The sequence below is a fragment of the Sphingosinicella ginsenosidimutans genome (assembly GCF_007995055.1).
GTDB lineage: Bacteria > Pseudomonadota > Alphaproteobacteria > Sphingomonadales > Sphingomonadaceae > Allosphingosinicella > Allosphingosinicella ginsenosidimutans.
On the sequence record NZ_VOQQ01000001.1, the window covers coordinates 2,448,319 to 2,465,774 of the forward strand.

19 protein-coding genes are annotated in these 17,456 nt (G+C 67.9%); 13 read left to right on the forward strand and 6 right to left on the reverse strand.

Going from position 1 to position 17,456, the window contains the following annotated elements:
* Positions 1-2: 2 nt before the first annotated feature.
* The 3 genes from mutM to dnaA all read left to right on the forward strand — a co-directional run bounded on the left by mutM (position 3) and on the right by dnaA (position 2,991).
* On the forward strand, positions 3-818 hold the full coding sequence (mutM, locus tag FRZ32_RS12210) for a bifunctional DNA-formamidopyrimidine glycosylase/DNA-(apurinic or apyrimidinic site) lyase (RefSeq protein ID WP_147043756.1): 816 nt from the start codon (positions 3-5) through the stop codon (positions 816-818).
* Positions 819-916: 98 nt separating this feature from the next.
* Entirely contained in the window at positions 917-1,180 is a 264-nt protein-coding gene (rpsT, locus tag FRZ32_RS12215) for a 30S ribosomal protein S20 (RefSeq protein WP_147043759.1), read from the forward strand.
* A gap of 440 nt (positions 1,181-1,620) precedes the next feature.
* Positions 1,621-2,991 (forward strand): chromosomal replication initiator protein DnaA, encoded by a 1,371-nt coding sequence (gene dnaA / locus FRZ32_RS12220; protein ID WP_147043760.1) that lies wholly within the window; start codon positions 1,621-1,623, stop codon positions 2,989-2,991.
* Between the two features lie 88 nt (positions 2,992-3,079).
* On the opposite strand, the gene FRZ32_RS12225 is transcribed toward dnaA, so the two are convergent.
* The 4 genes from FRZ32_RS12225 to secB all read right to left on the reverse strand — a co-directional run bounded on the left by FRZ32_RS12225 (position 3,080) and on the right by secB (position 7,099).
* The gene (locus FRZ32_RS12225; protein ID WP_147043761.1) at positions 3,080-3,745 is read right to left on the reverse strand and encodes a DUF4136 domain-containing protein; all 666 of its coding nucleotides are present in this window, start codon (positions 3,743-3,745) and stop codon (positions 3,080-3,082) included.
* A gap of 93 nt (positions 3,746-3,838) precedes the next feature.
* Positions 3,839-4,846, reverse strand: a complete 1,008-nt coding sequence (gene trpS / locus FRZ32_RS12230; protein ID WP_147043763.1) for a tryptophan--tRNA ligase — start codon at positions 4,844-4,846, stop codon at positions 3,839-3,841.
* A 2-nt stretch (positions 4,847-4,848) separates the two neighbouring features.
* On the reverse strand, positions 4,849-6,453 hold the full coding sequence (gene murJ, locus FRZ32_RS12235; RefSeq protein ID WP_147043765.1) for a murein biosynthesis integral membrane protein MurJ: 1,605 nt from the start codon (positions 6,451-6,453) through the stop codon (positions 4,849-4,851).
* A 145-nt stretch (positions 6,454-6,598) separates the two neighbouring features.
* Positions 6,599-7,099 (reverse strand): protein-export chaperone SecB, encoded by a 501-nt coding sequence (gene secB / locus FRZ32_RS12240; RefSeq protein WP_147043767.1) that lies wholly within the window; start codon positions 7,097-7,099, stop codon positions 6,599-6,601.
* Positions 7,100-7,334: 235 nt separating this feature from the next.
* Between secB and FRZ32_RS12245 the strand changes: the two genes are divergently transcribed.
* From FRZ32_RS12245 to FRZ32_RS12255, 3 genes are read left to right on the forward strand one after another with little or no spacing between them, the layout of a single operon-like run.
* Entirely contained in the window at positions 7,335-7,958 is a 624-nt protein-coding gene (locus tag FRZ32_RS12245) for a Tim44/TimA family putative adaptor protein (RefSeq protein ID WP_243445358.1), read from the forward strand.
* A 56-nt stretch (positions 7,959-8,014) separates the two neighbouring features.
* Entirely contained in the window at positions 8,015-9,217 is a 1,203-nt protein-coding gene (gene mltA, locus FRZ32_RS12250; RefSeq protein WP_147043771.1) for a murein transglycosylase A, read from the forward strand.
* Positions 9,195-9,737 (forward strand): Smr/MutS family protein, encoded by a 543-nt coding sequence (locus FRZ32_RS12255; RefSeq protein ID WP_147043773.1) that lies wholly within the window; start codon positions 9,195-9,197, stop codon positions 9,735-9,737. Before mltA ends, FRZ32_RS12255 begins: the two co-directional genes overlap by 23 nt.
* Here the strand turns inward: FRZ32_RS12255 and dapE are convergent.
* The gene (dapE, locus tag FRZ32_RS12260) at positions 9,709-10,845 is read right to left on the reverse strand and encodes a succinyl-diaminopimelate desuccinylase (RefSeq protein WP_147043775.1); all 1,137 of its coding nucleotides are present in this window, start codon (positions 10,843-10,845) and stop codon (positions 9,709-9,711) included. The genes FRZ32_RS12255 and dapE overlap by 29 nt on opposite strands.
* Before the next feature lie 33 nt (positions 10,846-10,878).
* Here dapE and FRZ32_RS12265 point away from each other — a divergent pair, with 33 nt between their 5' ends.
* From FRZ32_RS12265 to FRZ32_RS12295, 7 genes are all read left to right on the forward strand, one after another.
* Complete coding sequence (locus tag FRZ32_RS12265) at positions 10,879-11,331, forward strand: cupin domain-containing protein (protein WP_147043778.1); 453 nt, start codon at positions 10,879-10,881, stop codon at positions 11,329-11,331.
* Between the two features lie 152 nt (positions 11,332-11,483).
* Complete coding sequence (gene dapF, locus FRZ32_RS12270; RefSeq protein ID WP_147043780.1) at positions 11,484-12,275, forward strand: diaminopimelate epimerase; 792 nt, start codon at positions 11,484-11,486, stop codon at positions 12,273-12,275.
* The gene (gene mtaB, locus FRZ32_RS12275; protein ID WP_147043781.1) at positions 12,272-13,501 is read left to right on the forward strand and encodes a tRNA (N(6)-L-threonylcarbamoyladenosine(37)-C(2))-methylthiotransferase MtaB; all 1,230 of its coding nucleotides are present in this window, start codon (positions 12,272-12,274) and stop codon (positions 13,499-13,501) included. The genes dapF and mtaB overlap by 4 nt, the downstream gene beginning before the upstream one ends.
* Entirely contained in the window at positions 13,498-14,421 is a 924-nt protein-coding gene (gene ftsY / locus FRZ32_RS12280; RefSeq protein ID WP_147043782.1) for a signal recognition particle-docking protein FtsY, read from the forward strand. The genes mtaB and ftsY overlap by 4 nt, the downstream gene beginning before the upstream one ends.
* The gene (locus tag FRZ32_RS12285; protein ID WP_147043783.1) at positions 14,418-15,059 is read left to right on the forward strand and encodes an inner membrane-spanning protein YciB; all 642 of its coding nucleotides are present in this window, start codon (positions 14,418-14,420) and stop codon (positions 15,057-15,059) included. Before ftsY ends, FRZ32_RS12285 begins: the two co-directional genes overlap by 4 nt.
* 8 nt (positions 15,060-15,067) lie before the next feature.
* The gene (locus FRZ32_RS12290; RefSeq protein ID WP_147043784.1) at positions 15,068-16,003 is read left to right on the forward strand and encodes an ABC transporter ATP-binding protein; all 936 of its coding nucleotides are present in this window, start codon (positions 15,068-15,070) and stop codon (positions 16,001-16,003) included.
* A complete protein-coding gene (locus tag FRZ32_RS12295) occupies positions 16,000-16,761 on the forward strand; it encodes an ABC transporter permease (RefSeq protein ID WP_147043785.1) in 762 nt (253 codons plus the stop codon). The genes FRZ32_RS12290 and FRZ32_RS12295 overlap by 4 nt, the downstream gene beginning before the upstream one ends.
* A 51-nt stretch (positions 16,762-16,812) precedes the next feature.
* Here the strand turns inward: FRZ32_RS12295 and FRZ32_RS12300 are convergent, their stop codons facing one another.
* Complete coding sequence (locus tag FRZ32_RS12300) at positions 16,813-17,439, reverse strand: superoxide dismutase (RefSeq protein WP_147043786.1); 627 nt, start codon at positions 17,437-17,439, stop codon at positions 16,813-16,815.
* Between the last annotated feature and the right edge of the window lie 17 nt (positions 17,440-17,456).

Consider the following 17,456-nt stretch of genomic DNA (forward strand, 5'->3'; position numbering starts at 1 on the left):
ACATGCCTGAGCTTCCCGAGGTCGAAACCACCGTTCGCGGCCTCGCCCCGGTGCTGGAGGGGCGGCGGATCGCCGCGATCGAGCTTCGGCGCGGGGACCTGAGGCGCCCGTTCCCGCCCGATCTTCGCCAGCGGCTCACCGGCGCGCGCGTCGTCGGGCTGCGGCGGCGCGCCAAATATGGCCTGATCGACACCGACCGCGGCGACACGATGGTCTTCCATCTCGGCATGTCGGGCCACTGGCGGATCGATCCGGCGGCGCTCGGGCCGCACGACCATGTCGTGATCGACACCGACGCGGGCCATCGCCTCGCGCTCAACGATCCGCGCCGCTTCGGCTCGATCGATCTGGTGCCGACCGACCGGCTCGATTCGCTTCCCGCCTTCGCCGCGATGGGCCCCGAGCCGCTCGGCGGCGCCTTCGACGGGGCGGTGCTGGCCAGTGCGTTCGCGGGCAGGGCGGCGCCGGTGAAGGCGCTGCTGCTCGATCAGCGCATCGTCGCCGGGCTCGGCAACATCTATGTCTGCGATGCGCTCAATCTCGCCCGGATCGCGCCGGGACGGGCGGGCGGCCATATCGCCCGCGCCCGGCTCGATCTCCTCGCCTCCGCGATCCGATCGGTGCTTGAAGCCGCCATCGCCGCGGGGGGATCGTCGCTGCGGGACTATGTCCGGCCCGACGGCGAGCTCGGCTATTTCTCGAAGCAGTGGCGAGTCTACGGGCGCGAGGGACTGCCCTGCCCGAATTGCGGGGCGCCGGTGAAGCGCCGGGTCGATTCGGGGCGATCGACCTTCTATTGCGCGAAATGCCAGCGCTGAGGCTTGACCTCGCGGCGGCGCCGGCGTAGAGGCCGCGCCCTGACGGGTGCGGGGAAAACCGCGCCTTTTTCATTTCTCGCGACGAGGCAAGACAGAAGATGGCGAATACGCCGCAGGCAAAGAAACGCATCCGCCGCAATGCGCGCCGGACCGAGATCAACGGCGCGCGCGTGAGCCGCATCCGGACCTTCGTGAAGCAGGTCGAATCGGCGCTCGCCGCCGGCGACAAGACGAAGGCGGCCGAGGCGCTGAAGCGGGTCCAGCCGGAGCTGGCGCGCGGCGTCGCCAAGGGCGTCGTCCACAAGAATACCGCAGCGCGCAAATTGTCGCGCCTGTCGCGCCGCCTCACCGCGCTCGCCTAACCCGTTCAGAGGCGTTGAAATCTGGCCCGCCGGCCTGTGTCGGCGGGCTTTTTGCGCGCCGCAAGCCGGGGTGCAAAAATCCACGGATTTCCCGCGATTCGCGCTTTGCTGCATTGCGGGAGCGTTCGTAACACATTGATTTGATGTGAGTATTTTCAGAACCGACGCAATTCCGCGCTTTCTGCACTGTCAACAACTTTATTTTTTTGTGGCGGTTTCTTTACCCTTGATCCGCCTCCGATCCGCTTCCTAAAACATCCCTTCCGGCTGGGCGAATCTCGGTCGGACGCAAACAGCAGAGCATCTCCATGACGCGGCGCGCCAGGGCGCTTTCGCCGCAAGGGTCGCTTTGTGCCTGTTAAAATGGCCGTTCCGGGGGCGGCGAGGGAGAGCGGGGGACAAGTCACGTGGTGACGCCGGCCTTGGATTCGGGACAGACGATGACGAGCACGAACGCCGATCCGATCGCAGCTGCGTGGGAGTCGATTCGCGCCGGGCTTCGGCGCGATTGCGGCGCGCGCACCTTCGACGGCTGGCTGCGGCCGATCGCGCTCGGCGGCTTCGATGCGGACGCCGGCGTGCTCCGGCTCGAACTGCCGTCGCAATTCATGGCGGATTGGGTGCAGACCCATTTCGCCGAGCGCCTCGCGCTTGCGTGGCGCGCCGCCTTGCCGGCGGTTCGCCGGATCGTCGTCGGGGTCGGCGCATCGGCGCCGCGCACCGCCGCCGAGGTCGAGATTCCGGCGCCGGTGGCCGCGCCGCCCTCGTCCGCGGACAACGGGCTCTACGCGGTCGCGCTGGAGCCGCGCTACGTGTTCGGCAATTTCGTGGTCGGCAAGGCGAACGAGGTCGCCTTCAACGCCGCCCGCACGCTCGCCGGGGCCGAAAAGGTCGCCTTCAACCCGCTGTTCATCCATGGTGGCACGGGCCGCGGCAAGACGCACCTGCTGCACGCCATCGGTCACGAATTCCACCGCCTCAATCCGCGCGGGAAGATCGTCTACATGTCGGCGGAGAAGTTCACGGTCGAGTTTCTCGCCGCGCTTCGCGCCAACGACACGTTCAGGTTCAAGCAGCAGCTACGCTCGGCCGATCTGCTGATGATCGATGACGTCCAGTTCATCGCCGGCAAGGAATCGACGCAGGAAGAATTCTTCCACACGATGAACGAGATCATCTCGGCCGGGCGGCGCTTCGTGATCTCCTCCGATCGCGCGCCGCAGGATCTGGACGGGGTCGAGCCGCGCATCCTCTCGCGCCTCTCCTGGGGTCTGGTCGCCGACATCAACGCCGCCGATCTCGAGCTGCGGCTCAACATCATTCTCAAGAAGCTGGAGTCGCTTCCCGACGTCCATGTCCCGGACGATGTGGTGAACTTCCTCGCCAAGCGGATCAGCTCGAACGTGCGCGAGCTGGAAGGCGCGCTCAACCGGATCGCCGCTTATGCGACGATGCAGAACCGCGCGATCGATCTCGATTTCGTGAGCGAGGTGCTCGCCAACATCCTTCGCGCCAATCAGCGCCGCATCTCGATCGACGAGATCCAGACGCGCGTCTCCGATCACTACCGCATCCGCAAGGCGGAGATGACGAGCGCGCGTCGCGCCCGCGAGGTCGCACGCCCGCGCCAGGTCGCCATGTACCTGTCGAAGCAGCTGACGCCGCGCTCGCTGCCGGAGATCGGCCGCCGCTTCGGCGGGCGCGACCATACGACGGTGATCCACGCCGTCCGCCAGATCGAAAAACTGCGCGCCCAGGATCCGGAGCTCGATTCCGACATCCGCCTGCTGACGCGGCAACTGGAAAACTAGAAGAGCGGCAAGGGGTGAAAGAGAAAGGGGCCGGTTCTCCCGGCCCCTCTTTTCATGTCCTTCGTCCTGTCCCCTCGGGCGAGGCGGTTCAGCGCGGTTGGCGTTGCTGCCGGCCCTGCTGTTCCGGCATCACCGTGATCCGCAGCGTTTCGCCCGAATTGCCGGGGAAGCCGGTGAACATCGCCTCGACCAGGTTCGGCACCAAGGTCGTCAGCGCATCGGTCTGCGAATGGGCCTGGGCGTGCCCCTCGAACAGCGACTGGCCGTCGGCGGCGCGGCGGATGTTGAGATCGAGGAAGCTCGTATACACGGTGTAGCTGCGGATGTCGTAATCCCAGCCCCAGTAGAACGGGTCGCCGCGCCAGCCGAAATAGCCGAAGCGACTGAAATAGGGACGCCGGCCCCAGCCGAAGCCCCAGCCCGGGGGGCCGAACGGATCGGGCGTCGCCTCGACCCGCTCGCGGCCGTTGTCGACGCCGTAATCGAGGGTCACGACCATCGTCGCGTCGCTGCGCGAGGCCGCCTCGCTATAGCCCTGCGCGACGAGGTTGCGGCGGACGAGATCGGCGTAGCGCGAGAATTCGAGGCCGCCCTGCATGTCGCGATCGGCGGGCTCGATGACGAAGCTCTGGCCGGACGGCGCCGGCATGGCCTGGAAGCGCTGGACCTGCGTCGGGAGCCCCGTCGCGCAGGCGCTGAGGGCGAGCAGCGCGAGCGGCGCGGCGAGGGTGAGGAGGGTCTTGCGTACAGCCATGATGCCAAGCCTTTTGAACGAAACGCCTTGTCGGCAATATAAGTTTCCGCCCGTCGCTCGCATAGGGCGCCTGAACCGGTGCTGAAAAAAGACCTATCGCGGCAGGCCAAGCGCCTGATAGGCGCCCGCCAGCGTCGGCGCGGCGATATCCGCCGCCCGAGCCGATCCCTTCGCAAGGATCGCATCGATCGCCGCCGGATCGGCGCTGAACGCGGCCAGCCGCGACCGGATCGGGGCGATCGTCTGGACCAGCAGCTCCGCGAGCGCCGGCTTGAACGCGCCGAAGCCCTGGCCGGCATGGTCTTCGAGCACCGATTGCGGCGTCCGGTCGGTCAGCGCCGCATAGATGGCGACGAGATTGCGCGCCTCGGGCCGATCGGCGAGCTCGTCCCACGAGTCGGGGAGCGGCGCCGGATCGGTCTTCGCCTTGCGGATCTTCTGCACGATCGCGTCGTCGTCGTCGGTGAGGTTGATCCGGCTCATGTCCGAAGGATCGGATTTCGACATTTTCGCGCTGCCGTCGCGAAGGCTCATGATCCGCGCCGCATCCTTGCCGATATGCGGCTCGGGGAGGGTGAAGAGCTCGACCCCATAATCGGTGTTGAACTTGGTCGCGATGTCGCGGGCCAGCTCCAGATGCTGCTTCTGGTCCTCGCCGACCGGGACGTGCGTCGCCTGGTAGAGCAGCACGTCGGCGGCCTGGAGCACCGGATAGGCGAACAGGCCGACGCTGGCGCCCTCGCGATTCTTGCCGGCCTTGTCCTTCCACTGGGTCATTCGCCCCAGCCAGCCCATCCGCGCCGTGCAGTTCAAGATCCAGGCGAGCTCGGCATGGGCCGGAACGCGCGCCTGGTTGAACAGGATCGAGCGGTCCGGGTCGATTCCGCAGGCGATCAGCGCCGCCGCCATGCCGTTGACGTTGGCCCGCAGCTCGGCCGGATCGTTGAACACCGTGATCGCGTGCAGATCGGCGAGGAAGAAGATGCACTCGCCGCCCTCGCCCTCGATCGAATCCTGCATCGTCGCCCAGCGCCGGATCGCGCCGAGATAATTGCCGAGATGGAGGTTGCCGGTCGGCTGGATGCCGGAGACGACACGCATGATCAGTCCTTCGTTTCGGCCGTGCGCGCGCGCCGGCGGATGAGTGTTTTCAAATCGTCCAGCGCGAAGGCGCCGGTCGCGAAGCAGGCGAGGCCATAGACCGCGATGCCGCCGCCGACCAGCACCGCGAGCGCGAGGAACCGGACGATCAGCGATTGGGTCAGCCATGGATCGGCATAGGGCGCGAGGAAGAAGAGCAGGCCGCCCATGATGAGCGCGGCGAGGGCGAGCCGGGGGATCCGTCGCTTCAGCTGCCGGTCCGCCTCGAAATGCCCGCGTGCCCGCAGCGTCCGGTAGAGCATCCAGGTGTTGACGCACGAGGCGATCGCGGTGGCGAGCGGCGGGCCGACATGGCCGACGCCGAACCGCCCCAGCGTCGGGATCAGGATCAGGTTGCCGACAAGGTTGATGCCCACCGAATAGATGGCGAGCCGCACCGGCGTCTTCGTATCGGCGCGGGCGTAGAAGCCGGGCGTGAGCACCTTGACCAGCACATAGGAGGGCAGGCCGAGCGAGAAGGCCGAGAGGGCCCAGCTGCACAACAGGCTGTCCTCGGCGGTGAACCGGCCATGCTGGAAAAGGCCGCGGATGATCGGCTCGGACGCGAAGATGAAGGCCGCGGTCGCCGGCAGCGTCAGGAACAGGGCGAGTTCGATGCCCCGGTTCTGCGTCTCCATCGCCTCGGCCTCCTTGCCCGACGACAGCAGCCGCGACACGGTGGGAAGCAGGATGGTGCCGAGCCCGATGCCGATGAGGCCGAGCGGGAGCTGGTTCAGCCGGTCGGCATAATAGATGTACGAGATCGATCCGGCATCGAGCAGGCCGCCGGCGAGCGCCGTCGAGATGGCGAGATTGACCTGCACCGCGCCGGCGCCGACCGCGGCCGGAAGGATCAGCTTCATGAGCTGGCGGACGTCGTCGTCGAGCCGGGGGCGCCTGAGCTTCAGGCTCACGCCGGCCTGGCGACAGGCGATCATCAGCCAGCCGAGCTGGAGCGCGCCGCCCACAGTGACCGAAATCGCCTGCGCGCGCGCCGTCACATAGGCGCCCTCCGGCCCGCTGCCGTGGAAGAACCACAAGGCCGCGATCATCGCGACGTTGAGCAGGATCGGCGCCGCCGCGTTCACCCAGAAGCGATCCATTGAATTGAGGATGCCGCCGAGCAGCGAGGCGAGGCTGATCAGCATCAGATAGGGGAAGGTGATCCGCGACAGGCTGACCGCGAAGGCGAACTGGTCCGGCGTCGGATTGTCGAACCCGCCCGAAAGGCCCCAGGTCACCGGCCAGGCGGCGACGATCATGACGATCGTGAAGACGAGCAGGACGGGAAAGAGCACCGCCAGCGTCCGCTCCGCGAAGCGCAGGCCAGGCGAGAGGCCGCCGCCTTCGGCCACCTTGCGGTTGAACAGCGGGATGAAGGCCGCGTTGAACGCCCCTTCGGCGAACAGCGCGCGGAACATGTTGGGCAGGCGGAAGGCGACGAAGAAGGCGTCGGAGGCGAAGCCCGCGCCGACATAGCTTGCCTGGAGCGTATCGCGAACCAGCGCGAGGACGCGGCTGACCAGGGTCAATCCGCCGACCGAGCCCAATGAGCGGACGAGGTTCATTCCGGCCCCCCGGTTCGTCCTTCGATACGCGTCTTCGCCATGCTCAGCCGCTCCTCAGGATGAGCGGGGAAAGGGCAACGATACACTCCTTTCGCTCATCCTGAGTAGGCATTGGGCAAGGTCGAAATCCCGTATCGACGGGGCCTCAGGCCTGGCCGGCCGGCTCGCCGCTCAGCAGCTGTCCCTGCTGCTGCATGTAGAGGCCTGCGAAATCGATCGGATCGAGCATCAGCGGCGGGAAGCCGGCGTCGATCGAAGCGTCGGCGATCACGCGGCGCGCGAACGGGAACAGCAGCCGCGGCGCCTCGGCGAGGAGGAAGGGCTGGAGCTGGTCCGCGGGCAGGTTCTTGAGCGCGAACAGGCCGGCATAGAGCAGTTCGGCCTGAAAGGCGGTGCCCTCGGTCGCGGTCGCCTTGATGTCGATCTTCAGCGCCACCTCGTGGACATCCTCGCCCACCATCTGCGCGCCGATGTTGAACTGGACGTCCATCTGCGGCTGGCTCTGCCACTGGTAGACGGCCGGCGCGTTCGGATTTTCGAAGGACAGGTCCTTCACATATTGCGCGATGATGCCGATCTGCGGCGGCGTGTCGCTGCCTGCGATCATCGGGTCGGCGGCGCCGTTCGCGCCTTCGTCTTCGGCCATTTGTCTCAAGATCCTTCGAAGAAATCGTGGAAAGCTGTTGCTGGCGGCCGGTGTCGGGCCGGCCCGCGCGTGCCGGCGGCGGGTAGCAGGGGCCGACGAACCGCGCAACATCTGCGGCGCGCCGACGTTAGACAGGGGTTAATCGGGAATGTGCATTTGAAAGCCCGGGTGAACGCGCCTATGTAGGATTGGCTCAAGGAGACGTTTGTTGACCGTCGGAATCGTGCTGTTGGCCATGATCGCCCTGTTTGTGGGGCTGCGTCTCTATGCCGTTCTGGGCCAGCGCACGGGGCATGAGCAGCAGCCGGTGACGCGGCCCGAAGCGGCGCCCGCGGCCGAAGCGGTGCCGGCGAAGACCGGTCCCGCCGCGGCCGGGACGGATCCGGCCGGCTTCGCGTTCGAACAGGGCGCGGCCGGCGGCATTCGCGCGATCATCGCCGCCGATGGCGGCTTCGATGTCGCCCGCTTCCTCGAGGGCGCGCAGGCCGCCTATCGCATGATCCTCGAGGCCTTCTGGTCCGGCGATCGCGCCACCCTTGCCCGCCTTGCCAGCCCCGATGTGTGCGCGGCGTTCGAACAGGCGATCGCCGATCGCGAGACCCAGGGCCATACGCACGACAACCGGCTCGTCGCCATCGAGCGCGCGACCATCGACGATGCTCGCCTCAACGGCCGCGTCGCGGAGATCGACGTCCGGTTCGACGCCTATGTCTCCGCCGTCACGCGCAATGCCTCGGGCGAGATGATTGCCGGCTCGATGACCGATGCGGTCCCGACCAACGATGTCTGGACCTTCCGGCGCACGCTTCGCGGCGACGATCCCAACTGGCAGTTGGTCGACACCGACGAAGCCGCCTGAGCCTTCGCGCTCGATCGCTTTCCCATGTCCCGCCCCGCGCGCTATGAAGCGCGGCGATGCGCGGCGATTCCATTCCCTCCCGGCGCGGCCCCTTTCGCGGGAAGGGTCTGCTTCTCCAGCTGCTGATGTTCGCGCTGGCGAGCTGCGTTGCGCCGCGACGTGGGCCGCCCGAAGTGACGCCGCCGCCACCGCCGCCCGCGCCGGCCTCGGCCATTGCCCTTGGGGTTCGGCCCGGGCCGCCGCTGCCTTCCCTCGATCCCGCGCGCGCCGCCGCGGCGCTGCGCTCGTTCCTGGTCAGCTGCCCGTCGCTCGTCTCGCGCGCCGATGCGAGCGGCCTTGCGACGGGCGACGACTGGCGGCCGCTCTGCGGCGAGGCCGCCTCGCTCGCGCCGGGCGCCGCCGCCGGTTTCTTCGCCGCGCGGTTCGAGCTTGCCGAGGTCGGTGACGGCAGCGCCTTCGCGACCGGCTATTACGAGCCGGAAATCCGCGCCTCGCGCGTTCGCCAGCCCGGCTATGAGGTGCCGATCTATGCGCGGCCGCCCGATCTGTTGACCGCCGATCCGCGCACCGGCGCGCGGGGGCGCGGCCGGATCGACGCCGATGGCAATTACGTCCTCTATTACGATCGCGGCGAGATCGAGGATGGCGCGCTCGCCGGGCGCGGGCTGGAGATCGCCTGGGCGGCCGATCCGGTCGAACTCTTCTTCCTCCAGATCCAGGGCTCGGGCCGCCTGCGGCTCCCCGACGGAAGCCTCATGCGGATCGGCTATGCCGACCAGAACGGGCGCGACTATGTGGCGATCGGCCGGCTGCTTCGCGAGCGCGGGCTGATCCAGGGGCCGATCGGGATGCGCCAGATCGTCGATTGGCTCCACGCCCATCCGGCCGAGGGCGATGCGCTGATGCGCGAGAACAGGAGCTACGTCTTCTTCCGCGAGCTCACCGGGCCGGGGCCGCTCGGCGCGCTCGGCCGGCCGGTCACCCCCGGGATCAGCGTCGCCGCCGATCCCGCCTTCGTGCCGCTCGGCGCGCCGGTGCTCCTCCAGGACATGGACAATCCCCGCGCCGACGGGATCTGGATCGCGCAGGATACCGGCGGCGCAATCCGCGGGCCGAACCGCTTCGATACCTTCTGGGGCGCCGGGCCGGAGGCGCTGGAGACGGCCGGGTCGATGCAGTCGCACGGCCGCGCCTATATCCTGCTGCCGCGCGGGCGTCTGGCAAGGCTTGGCCGCGATGGTTCGCCGGCTCAGCGCTGAAGAGGCGGCGCTGTGGCGCAAGGTGGTTGAAACGGTGCGTCCACTCGGCGCCCCCGCGCCGCCACGCGAAACCACGCCGACCCCCGCACCGCCGCCGTCTTCCCCGCCGCCGCCACGCATTTCCCCCGCATTATCACGCAAAACCACGCCGCCACGCGCCGCACCGGGCACGACCCTGGATGCAAGCTGGGATCGCCGGCTGTCGCGCGGCCTGGTCGCGCCCGATGTCACGGTCGATCTCCACGGCCACAATCTCGCCACCGCCTATGACCTGCTCGATCGGCGGCTCGCCCAGGCGGTCGCGCATGAGGCGCGGGTGATCCTGCTCGTCACCGGCAAGCCGCCGCGCGACGATCGCCGCCCCGTCGCGCGCGGAGCGATCCGCGCCGCCGTCGGCGACTGGCTCGCCGCCTCGCGCCATGCCGGGGACATCGCGGCGGTGCGCGGCGCCCATCCGCGCCACGGCGGGCAGGGCGCGCTCTATATCGTGCTCAGGCGCCGCCGAGCGCCAGCCGGATGACCCGCGCATAGATGCGCCGGAGCGCGTCGAGATCCTCGATCGCGATCGCCTCGTCGAGCTTGTGCATCGTCGCATTGGGCGGCCCGAAATCGATCACCGGGCAGAGCGATATGAGGAAGCGCCCGTCGGAGGTGCCGCCATGGGTCGACAGGCGCGGCGCAAGGCCCGTCTCGGCCTCGATCGCCGCCGACACGATGTCATGGATCGGGCCGGGCGGGGTCAGGAACGCCTCGCCCGAAATCTTCGCCTCGACGCGCGCGCCCGGCGCCGCCGCCTGGGCCGTGCGCCGGACGAGCTCGACCAGGTCGGCCCCGCGCTGGAGGTTGTTGAAGCGGATGTTGAGCTGCGCGCGCGCCCAGCCAGGGATGACGTTGGTGGCGTTGCTCGAGGTCTCGACCGCCGTGATCTCGAGGTTGGAAGGCTGGAAGGCGTCGTTGCCGTCGTCGAGGTGCAGCGCCTCCAGCGCATCGATCACCCGGGCGAGCCTGGGGATGGGATTGTCGGCGCGGTGGGGATAGGCGACGTGGCCCTGCGTGCCGCCCACCGTCACCCACAGATTGACCGATCCGCGCCGCCCGATCTTGACGACGTCGCCGAGCCGCTCTTCGCTGGTCGGCTCGCCGATCAGGATCATGTCCGGCCGGATGCCGCGCGCCGCCATCCAGTCGATCAGCGCCGGCGTGCCGAAGGTCGCCGGTCCTTCCTCGTCGCCGGTGATGATGAGGCTCAGCGTGCCGGGATGCTCCCCGATATCCGCGCAGGCGGCGACGAAGGCGGCGATGCTCGATTTCATGTCGACCGCGCCGCGCCCGTGCAGCACGCCGCCCCTTTCCTCGGGCACGAACGGATCGCTCGCCCAGCCGTCGCCGGCCGGCACCACGTCGAGATGGCCGGCAAAGCCGAGATGCGGGCTCCCGGCGCCGCGCGTCGCGAACAGATTCTCGACCGGCCCGTCCGGCGCCGCGCCGGCAACGAAGCGATGCACCTCGAAGCCGAGCGGCACGAGCGCCGCCTCCAAGATGTCGAACACTTCGCCGGTCGCGGGGGTCACGCTCGGGCAGGCGATCAGCCGTTTCGCAAGCGTCACCGGGTCGATTGCATCGCTCATGGCCGCCGACTAGCACGGAGGCGGAGAAACGCCATGCCAAAGCTCGATCTCGACGCCATCGAACAGGTCACCCGCACCGGCTATCCCTCGCCCTATCGCGAGGCGATGACGGGGCGCCATTACCGCCGCCTTTCGCCGGCCGCCGGCCTCGCCCGGATCGGCGCCTCGCATGTCGTGCTCGATCCCGGCGGCATTTCGAGCCAGCGCCACTGGCACGAGGGGATCGACGAGCTGGTGATCATGCTCGAGGGCGAGGCGGTGCTGGTCGAGGATGGCGGCGAGACCGTGATGCGCCCCGGCGACGTCGCAGCCTTCCCCGCCGGGGTCGCCAACGGCCATCACCTCGTCAATCGCAGCGACAAGCCCTGCGTCTTCGTCGCGATCGACAATCGCGATGGGGAGGGCGATTGCCATTATCCGGACATCGATCTCCATCTCGACAGCGCCACCGGCGCGTTCACGCACAAGGACGGGACCCCCTGGTAGCGCTGAGCTCCCGTCGGGACGGAGCGGACCATGCAGCCCGGCCGGGCGACGGTGAGCGGCCTGGCGATGAATGGTCGCGCTCGCGGGCCCGGGCCAAATCGATCCGCCCGACGGTGGACTTGCGCACGTCCCCACCCTAGATCGCCTGCTCTATGGCGCAGCGCTTCCACAAGATGCATGGCCTCGGCAACGATTTCGTGATCATCGACGCCAGGCATGGCGGCGCGCCGATGGAGGCCGCCCGCGCCCGTGCCATCGCCGATCGCCGGACCGGCGTCGGCTGCGACCAGCTGATCGTGCTCGAACCTTCCGATGTCGCCGATGTCAGGATGCGGATCTGGAACGCGGACGGGACCGAGGTCGAATCCTGCGGCAATGCGACGCGCTGCGTCGTCTTGCTGGAAGGGCGGGGGCTGACGATCGAAACGCTGGGCGGTGTTCTGACCGGCCGGCTCGACGGCGACGGCGCGAGCATCGACATGGGTCATCCCCGCTTCGGCTGGGAGGATATTCCGCTTGCCTATGCGATGGACACGGCCGCCATGCCGGTCGGCTGGGAGGATTTGCAGGCGCCCTTCGCGGTCAATGTCGGCAATCCGCATGTCGTCTTTTTCGTCGAGGATGCCGATGCGGTCGATCTGGCGCGCCTCGGGCCGCAGATCGAAACCGATCCGCTCTTTCCCGAGCGGGTCAACGTCAACGTCGCGAGCCGGGAGGGCGGCGCGCTCCGCCTGCGCGTGTGGGAGCGCGGCGCCGGCCTCACGCAGGCCTGCGGCACCGGCGCGTGCGCGACCGCGGTGGCGGCGATCCGCAAGGGACTGGTGCAATCGCCGGTCGAGGTCCGCCTCCCCGGCGGCGCGCTCACCATCGATTGGGCGCCGGATCGCCCGATCCACATGAGCGGGCCGGCCGTCCATGTCTTTTCGGGCGAGCTGGTCGAGTGAGCGGGCCGGAGGTGATCACCCTCGGCTGCCGGCTCAATGCCGCGGAGAGCGCGGCGATGCGCTCGCTCGCGCGGGGGCAGGACGATCTCGTCATCGTCAACAGCTGCGCGGTCACCAACGAGGCGGTGCGGCAGACGCGACAGGCGATCCGCAAGGCCCGGCGCGCGCGGCCCGATGCCCGCATCCTCGTCACCGGCTGCGCCGCACAGGTTGAGCCGGAGGCCTTCGCCGCCATGCCCGAAGTGAACGGCGTGCTCGGCAACCGCGAGAAGCTCGACATAAGCGCCTTCCTGTCCGATGAGCGCGTGCGTGTCTCCGACATCATGGCCGTGCGCGAGACGGCGCCGCATCTGGTCACCGGATTTTCGGAGCGCGCGCGCGCCTTCGTCGAGGTCCAGAATGGCTGCGACCATCGCTGCACTTTCTGCATCATCCCCTATGGCCGCGGGAACAGCCGGTCGGTGCCCGCCGGGCTGGTGATCGAGCGGATCAGGGCGCTGGTCGGCGAAGGGTTCGCGGAGATCGTCCTCACCGGCGTCGACGTGACCAGCTACGGCCCCGATCTGCCGGGCGCGCCGACGCTCGGCCAGCTCGTCGAGCGCATCCTGAAGCACGTCCCCGACCTGCCGCGCCTGCGCCTCTCATCGCTCGACTGCATCGAGCTGGATGAGAGGCTGTTCGAGATCGCGGCTTACGAGCCACGGTTCATGCCGCACCTCCACATGAGCTTCCAGGCCGGCGACGACATGATCCTGAAGCGGATGAAGCGTCGCCACAGCCGCGCCCAGGCGATCGAGACGGTCGCGAGGCTCAAGGCCGCCCGGCCGGGCATCGCCATCGGCGCCGATCTGATCGCCGGTTTCCCGACCGAGACCGAGGCGATGCACGAGAATTCGCTGCGCCTGATCGACGAGTGCGATATCGTGATGGCGCATGTCTTTCCCTATTCACCGAAGCGCGGCACGCCGGCGGCGCGAATGCCGCAGCTGCCCCCTTCGACCGTGAAGCGGCGGGCCGGGGCGCTGCGTGCGGCGAGCGCCCGTCGGCGCAGGCGTTGGCTGGAGGCCATGGTCGGCACCCGCCAGCGCGTGCTGGTCGAGCGTCAGGGGCGGGGCCATGCGGAAAATTTCGCCCCGGTCCAGCCGACGGCCGGCGAGGCGGGGCAGATTGTGGAGGTCAGCATTACCGGATTGGAAAACGACGTGCTGATCGGAGCGCGCGCATGAGCGACTCGTGGTTCGATCGGATGCGCTCCGGATTTCGCAAGACGTCCGAGCGACTTGGCGACAATCTCTCCGGCCTCGTCACGAAAGCGGCGCTCGACGAGGCGACGCTGGACGAGATCGAGGAGGCGCTGATCGCCTCCGATCTCGGCCCCTCCACCGCCGCCCGGGTGCGCGCGCGGCTGGCCTCCGAACGGTTCGAGCGGGGCCTCACCGACGAAGCGGTCCGCGCGGTCGTCGCCGAAGAGCTGGAAAAGATCCTCGCGCCGGTCGCGGAGGCTCTCGAGATCGACGCCTTCCCGCGCCCGCAGGTCATCCTCGTCGTCGGGGTCAACGGATCGGGCAAGACGACGACGATCGCCAAGCTCGCCCACCTGTTCATGGAGCAGGATTATTCCGTGCTCCTCGCCGCCGGGGACACGTTCCGCGCGGCGGCGATCGAGCAGCTCCAGATCTGGGCCGATCGTGCGGGCGTCCCGATCATCAAGGGACCGGAAGGATCGGACAGCAGCGCGATCGTCTTCGACGGGGTCAAGAAGGCGACGGCCGAGGGCATCGACGTCCTGATCGTCGACACGGCGGGCCGGCTCCATAACAAGAAGGACCTGATGGACGAGCTCGCCAAGATTCGCCGGGTGCTGGGGCGGCTCAACCCGGCCGCGCCGCATGACGTCGTGCTCGTCCTCGACGCCACGACCGGGCAGAACGCGCTTTCGCAGATCGAGACCTTCCGCGAGGTGGCGGGCGTCACCGGACTCGTCATGACCAAGCTGGACGGCACGGCGCGCGGCGGCGTGATGGTCGCGGCTGCGGAGAAATATGGGCTGCCGATCCACGCCATCGGCGTGGGGGAGGGGATGGACGATCTTCGCCCCTTCGATCCGGCCGAAGTCGCGCGCGCGATCGCTGGAGTCGCGGCATGAGCGAAGCGCCAACGCCGGAAAAGGCACCGCCGAAAAGCCCAGGCGCTGCGGGCCGCCTGCTGCTCGATCTCGGGCCGCTGCTCGTCTTCTTCCTCGTCAATTTCCTTGCGCCGGTGCCGGACGTGTCGCGCATCTTCGTTGCGACCGGCGCCTTCATGGTCGCGATGCTCGCGGCGATGGCGGTCTCGCAGCTCCGCTATCGTTTCATCTCGCCGCTGCTCTGGTTTTCCGCGCTGATGGTGGTCGTTCTCGGCGGGCTGACGCTGTGGCTGCACGACGAGACCTTCATCAAGATCAAGCCGACCATCTATTATGCCGTCGTCACCGCCTTGCTCGTCTTCGGCATGGCGACCGGGCGCAACCTGCTCAAGGCAGTGCTCGGCAGCGCCTATCCGGGGCTGTCGGAGCGCGGCTGGCACCTCCTGACGCGCAACTGGGCCGCCTATTTCGGGGTCATGGCGGTGCTGAACGAGGTGGTGTGGCGCACCCAGACGACCAATTTCTGGGTGAGCTTCAAGCTGTGGTTCTTCCTTCCGGCGACCTTTGTCTTCGCGGCGCTCAACGTGCCGATGCTGATGCGCCACGGGCTGACGCTTGAGGAAGCCGAGGAAGAACAGCCGACCCTTCCGACGGAATAGGAGCGCGCATGGACGCCGTCATCTCGATCAAGGGGCTGGAGAAGACCTACGCCTCGGGTCTCAAGGCGCTGAAGCCGGTCGATCTCGATATCGCGCGCGGCGAGATTTTCGCCCTGCTCGGGCCCAACGGCGCCGGCAAGACGACGATGATCTCGATCATCTGCGGCATCGTCCGGCCGAGCGCGGGGACGGTGACGGTCGACGGCTTCGACATCGGCCGCGATTATCGCCAGACCCGCCGGCGCATCGGCCTGGTGCCGCAGGAGCTGCACACCGATTCCTTCGAGACGGTCTGGGCGACGGTGAGCTTCAGCCGCGGCCTTTTCGGCTATGCGCCCAACCCCGCCCATATCGAGAAGGTGCTTCGCGACCTCTCGCTCTGGGACAAGCGCAAGGCGAAGATCATGGAGCTTTCGGGCGGGATGAAGCGCCGGGTGATGATCGCCAAGGCCCTGAGCCACGAGCCCGAAATCCTCTTCCTCGACGAGCCGACCGCGGGCGTCGACGTCGAGCTTCGCCGCGACATGTGGGAGCTGGTCCGACGGCTTCGCCAAAGCGGCGTCACCATCATCCTCACCACCCATTATATCGAGGAGGCGGAGGAGATGGCCGACCGGGTCGGCGTCATCAACAAGGGCGAGTTGATCCTGGTCGAGGAGAAGAACGAGCTGATGAAGAAGCTCGGCAAGAAGGAGCTGACGCTCGAGCTCGCCGAGCCGCTGGCGGCGGTGCCGGCCGAGCTCGGCGATTGGGCGCTGACCCTCGCGGGCGACGGACATCAGCTCACATACAGTTATGACGGCCAGGCGGAGCGCACCGGCATCCCGTCGCTGCTGTCGCGGATGCGCGATCTCGGAATCGCCTTCAAGGATCTCCAGACGCGCCAGAGCTCGCTGGAGGACATCTTCGTCAGCCTGGTCCACGAGGAGCGGAGCGCGGCATGAACCTCTATGGCATCTGGGCGATCTACCGATTCGAAATGGCGCGCGCGATCCGCACGCTCTGGCAGAGCCTGGTGACCCCGGTCATCACCACCTCGCTCTATTTCGTCGTCTTCGGCGCGGCGATCGGATCGCGCATGACCGAGGTGGACGGGGTGCCCTATGGCGCGTTCATCGTGCCCGGCCTCATCATGCTCTCGCTGTTCACGCAGAGCATCTTCAATGCGAGCTTCGGCATCTTCTTCCCGAAGTTCATCGGCACGATCTACGAATTGCTGTCGGCGCCGATCTCGCCGGTGGAAACGGTGATCGGCTATGTCGGCGCGGCGGCGACCAAGTCGATCGTCCTTGGGCTCGTGATCCTGGGAACGGCCGCCTTCTTCGTGCCGATCCGGATCGAGCATCCCTTGTGGATGGCCGCCTTCCTCGCGCTGATCGCGTCGACCTTCTGCCTGTTCGGTTTCATCATCGGCATCTGGGGCCGGAATTTCGAGCAGATCCAGTTCATCCCGATGCTGATCGTGACGCCGCTGACCTTCCTCGGCGGGGCGTTCTATTCGGTGAACATGCTCGCCGAGCCGTGGCGGACGGTGACCCTGTTCAACCCGGTCGTCTACCTGATCTCGGGCTTTCGCTGGAGCTTCTATTCGACCAGCGATGTCGCGGTCGGGATCAGCCTCGCGGCGACGCTTGGCTTCTTCCTCGTCTGCCTTGCGATCGTCTCCTGGATGTTCCGGACCGGCTACCGCCTGAAGACCTGAAACATCCTCCCCATCCCCGCTCTCGTGGGGACAGGGAGGACCTGGCGTCGCCTATTGTTCCTGGTCGGCGCGGGAGACGCCCTCGCCGTCGAGATTCTGCGCGACGAAATCCCAGTTCACGATGTTGCCGAGCACCGCCTCGGCGAACTTCGGCCGGGCGTTGCGATAATCGACATAATAAGCATGCTCCCACACATCGAGCGTGAGCAGAGGCTTCATGCCGTCATAGACGACCGGCGTGTCGGCATCGTGGAGCGAGGTGATCTTGAGCGCGCCGCCGTCGAGCACCAGCCAGGCCCAGCCGCTGGCGAAATGGCCGACCGCTTCGGCCTGGAGCTTCTGCAGCATCGCATCGGTGCCGCCGAAGGCGGACTCGATCATCTCGGCGAGGCGGCCCGTCGGCTTCTGCCCCTGGGGCGGCGCGAGGCATTGCCAGAAGAAGCTGTGGTTCCACACCTGGGCGGCGTTGTTGAACAGGCCCTTGTCGCCTGCGTCCTTCGCACGCTTGATGACCTCGGTCAGCGAAGCGCCGGCGAGCCCTTTCTCGTCGATCCAGCCATTGACCTTGTCGACATAGGCCTTGTGGTGCTTGCCGTGGTGATAATCGAGCGTTTCCGCCGACATGAACTCACCGAGCGCGTCCTTGGAATAGGGCAGATCGGGCAGCGCGAATGCCATGGGGCTTCTCCTTGCAG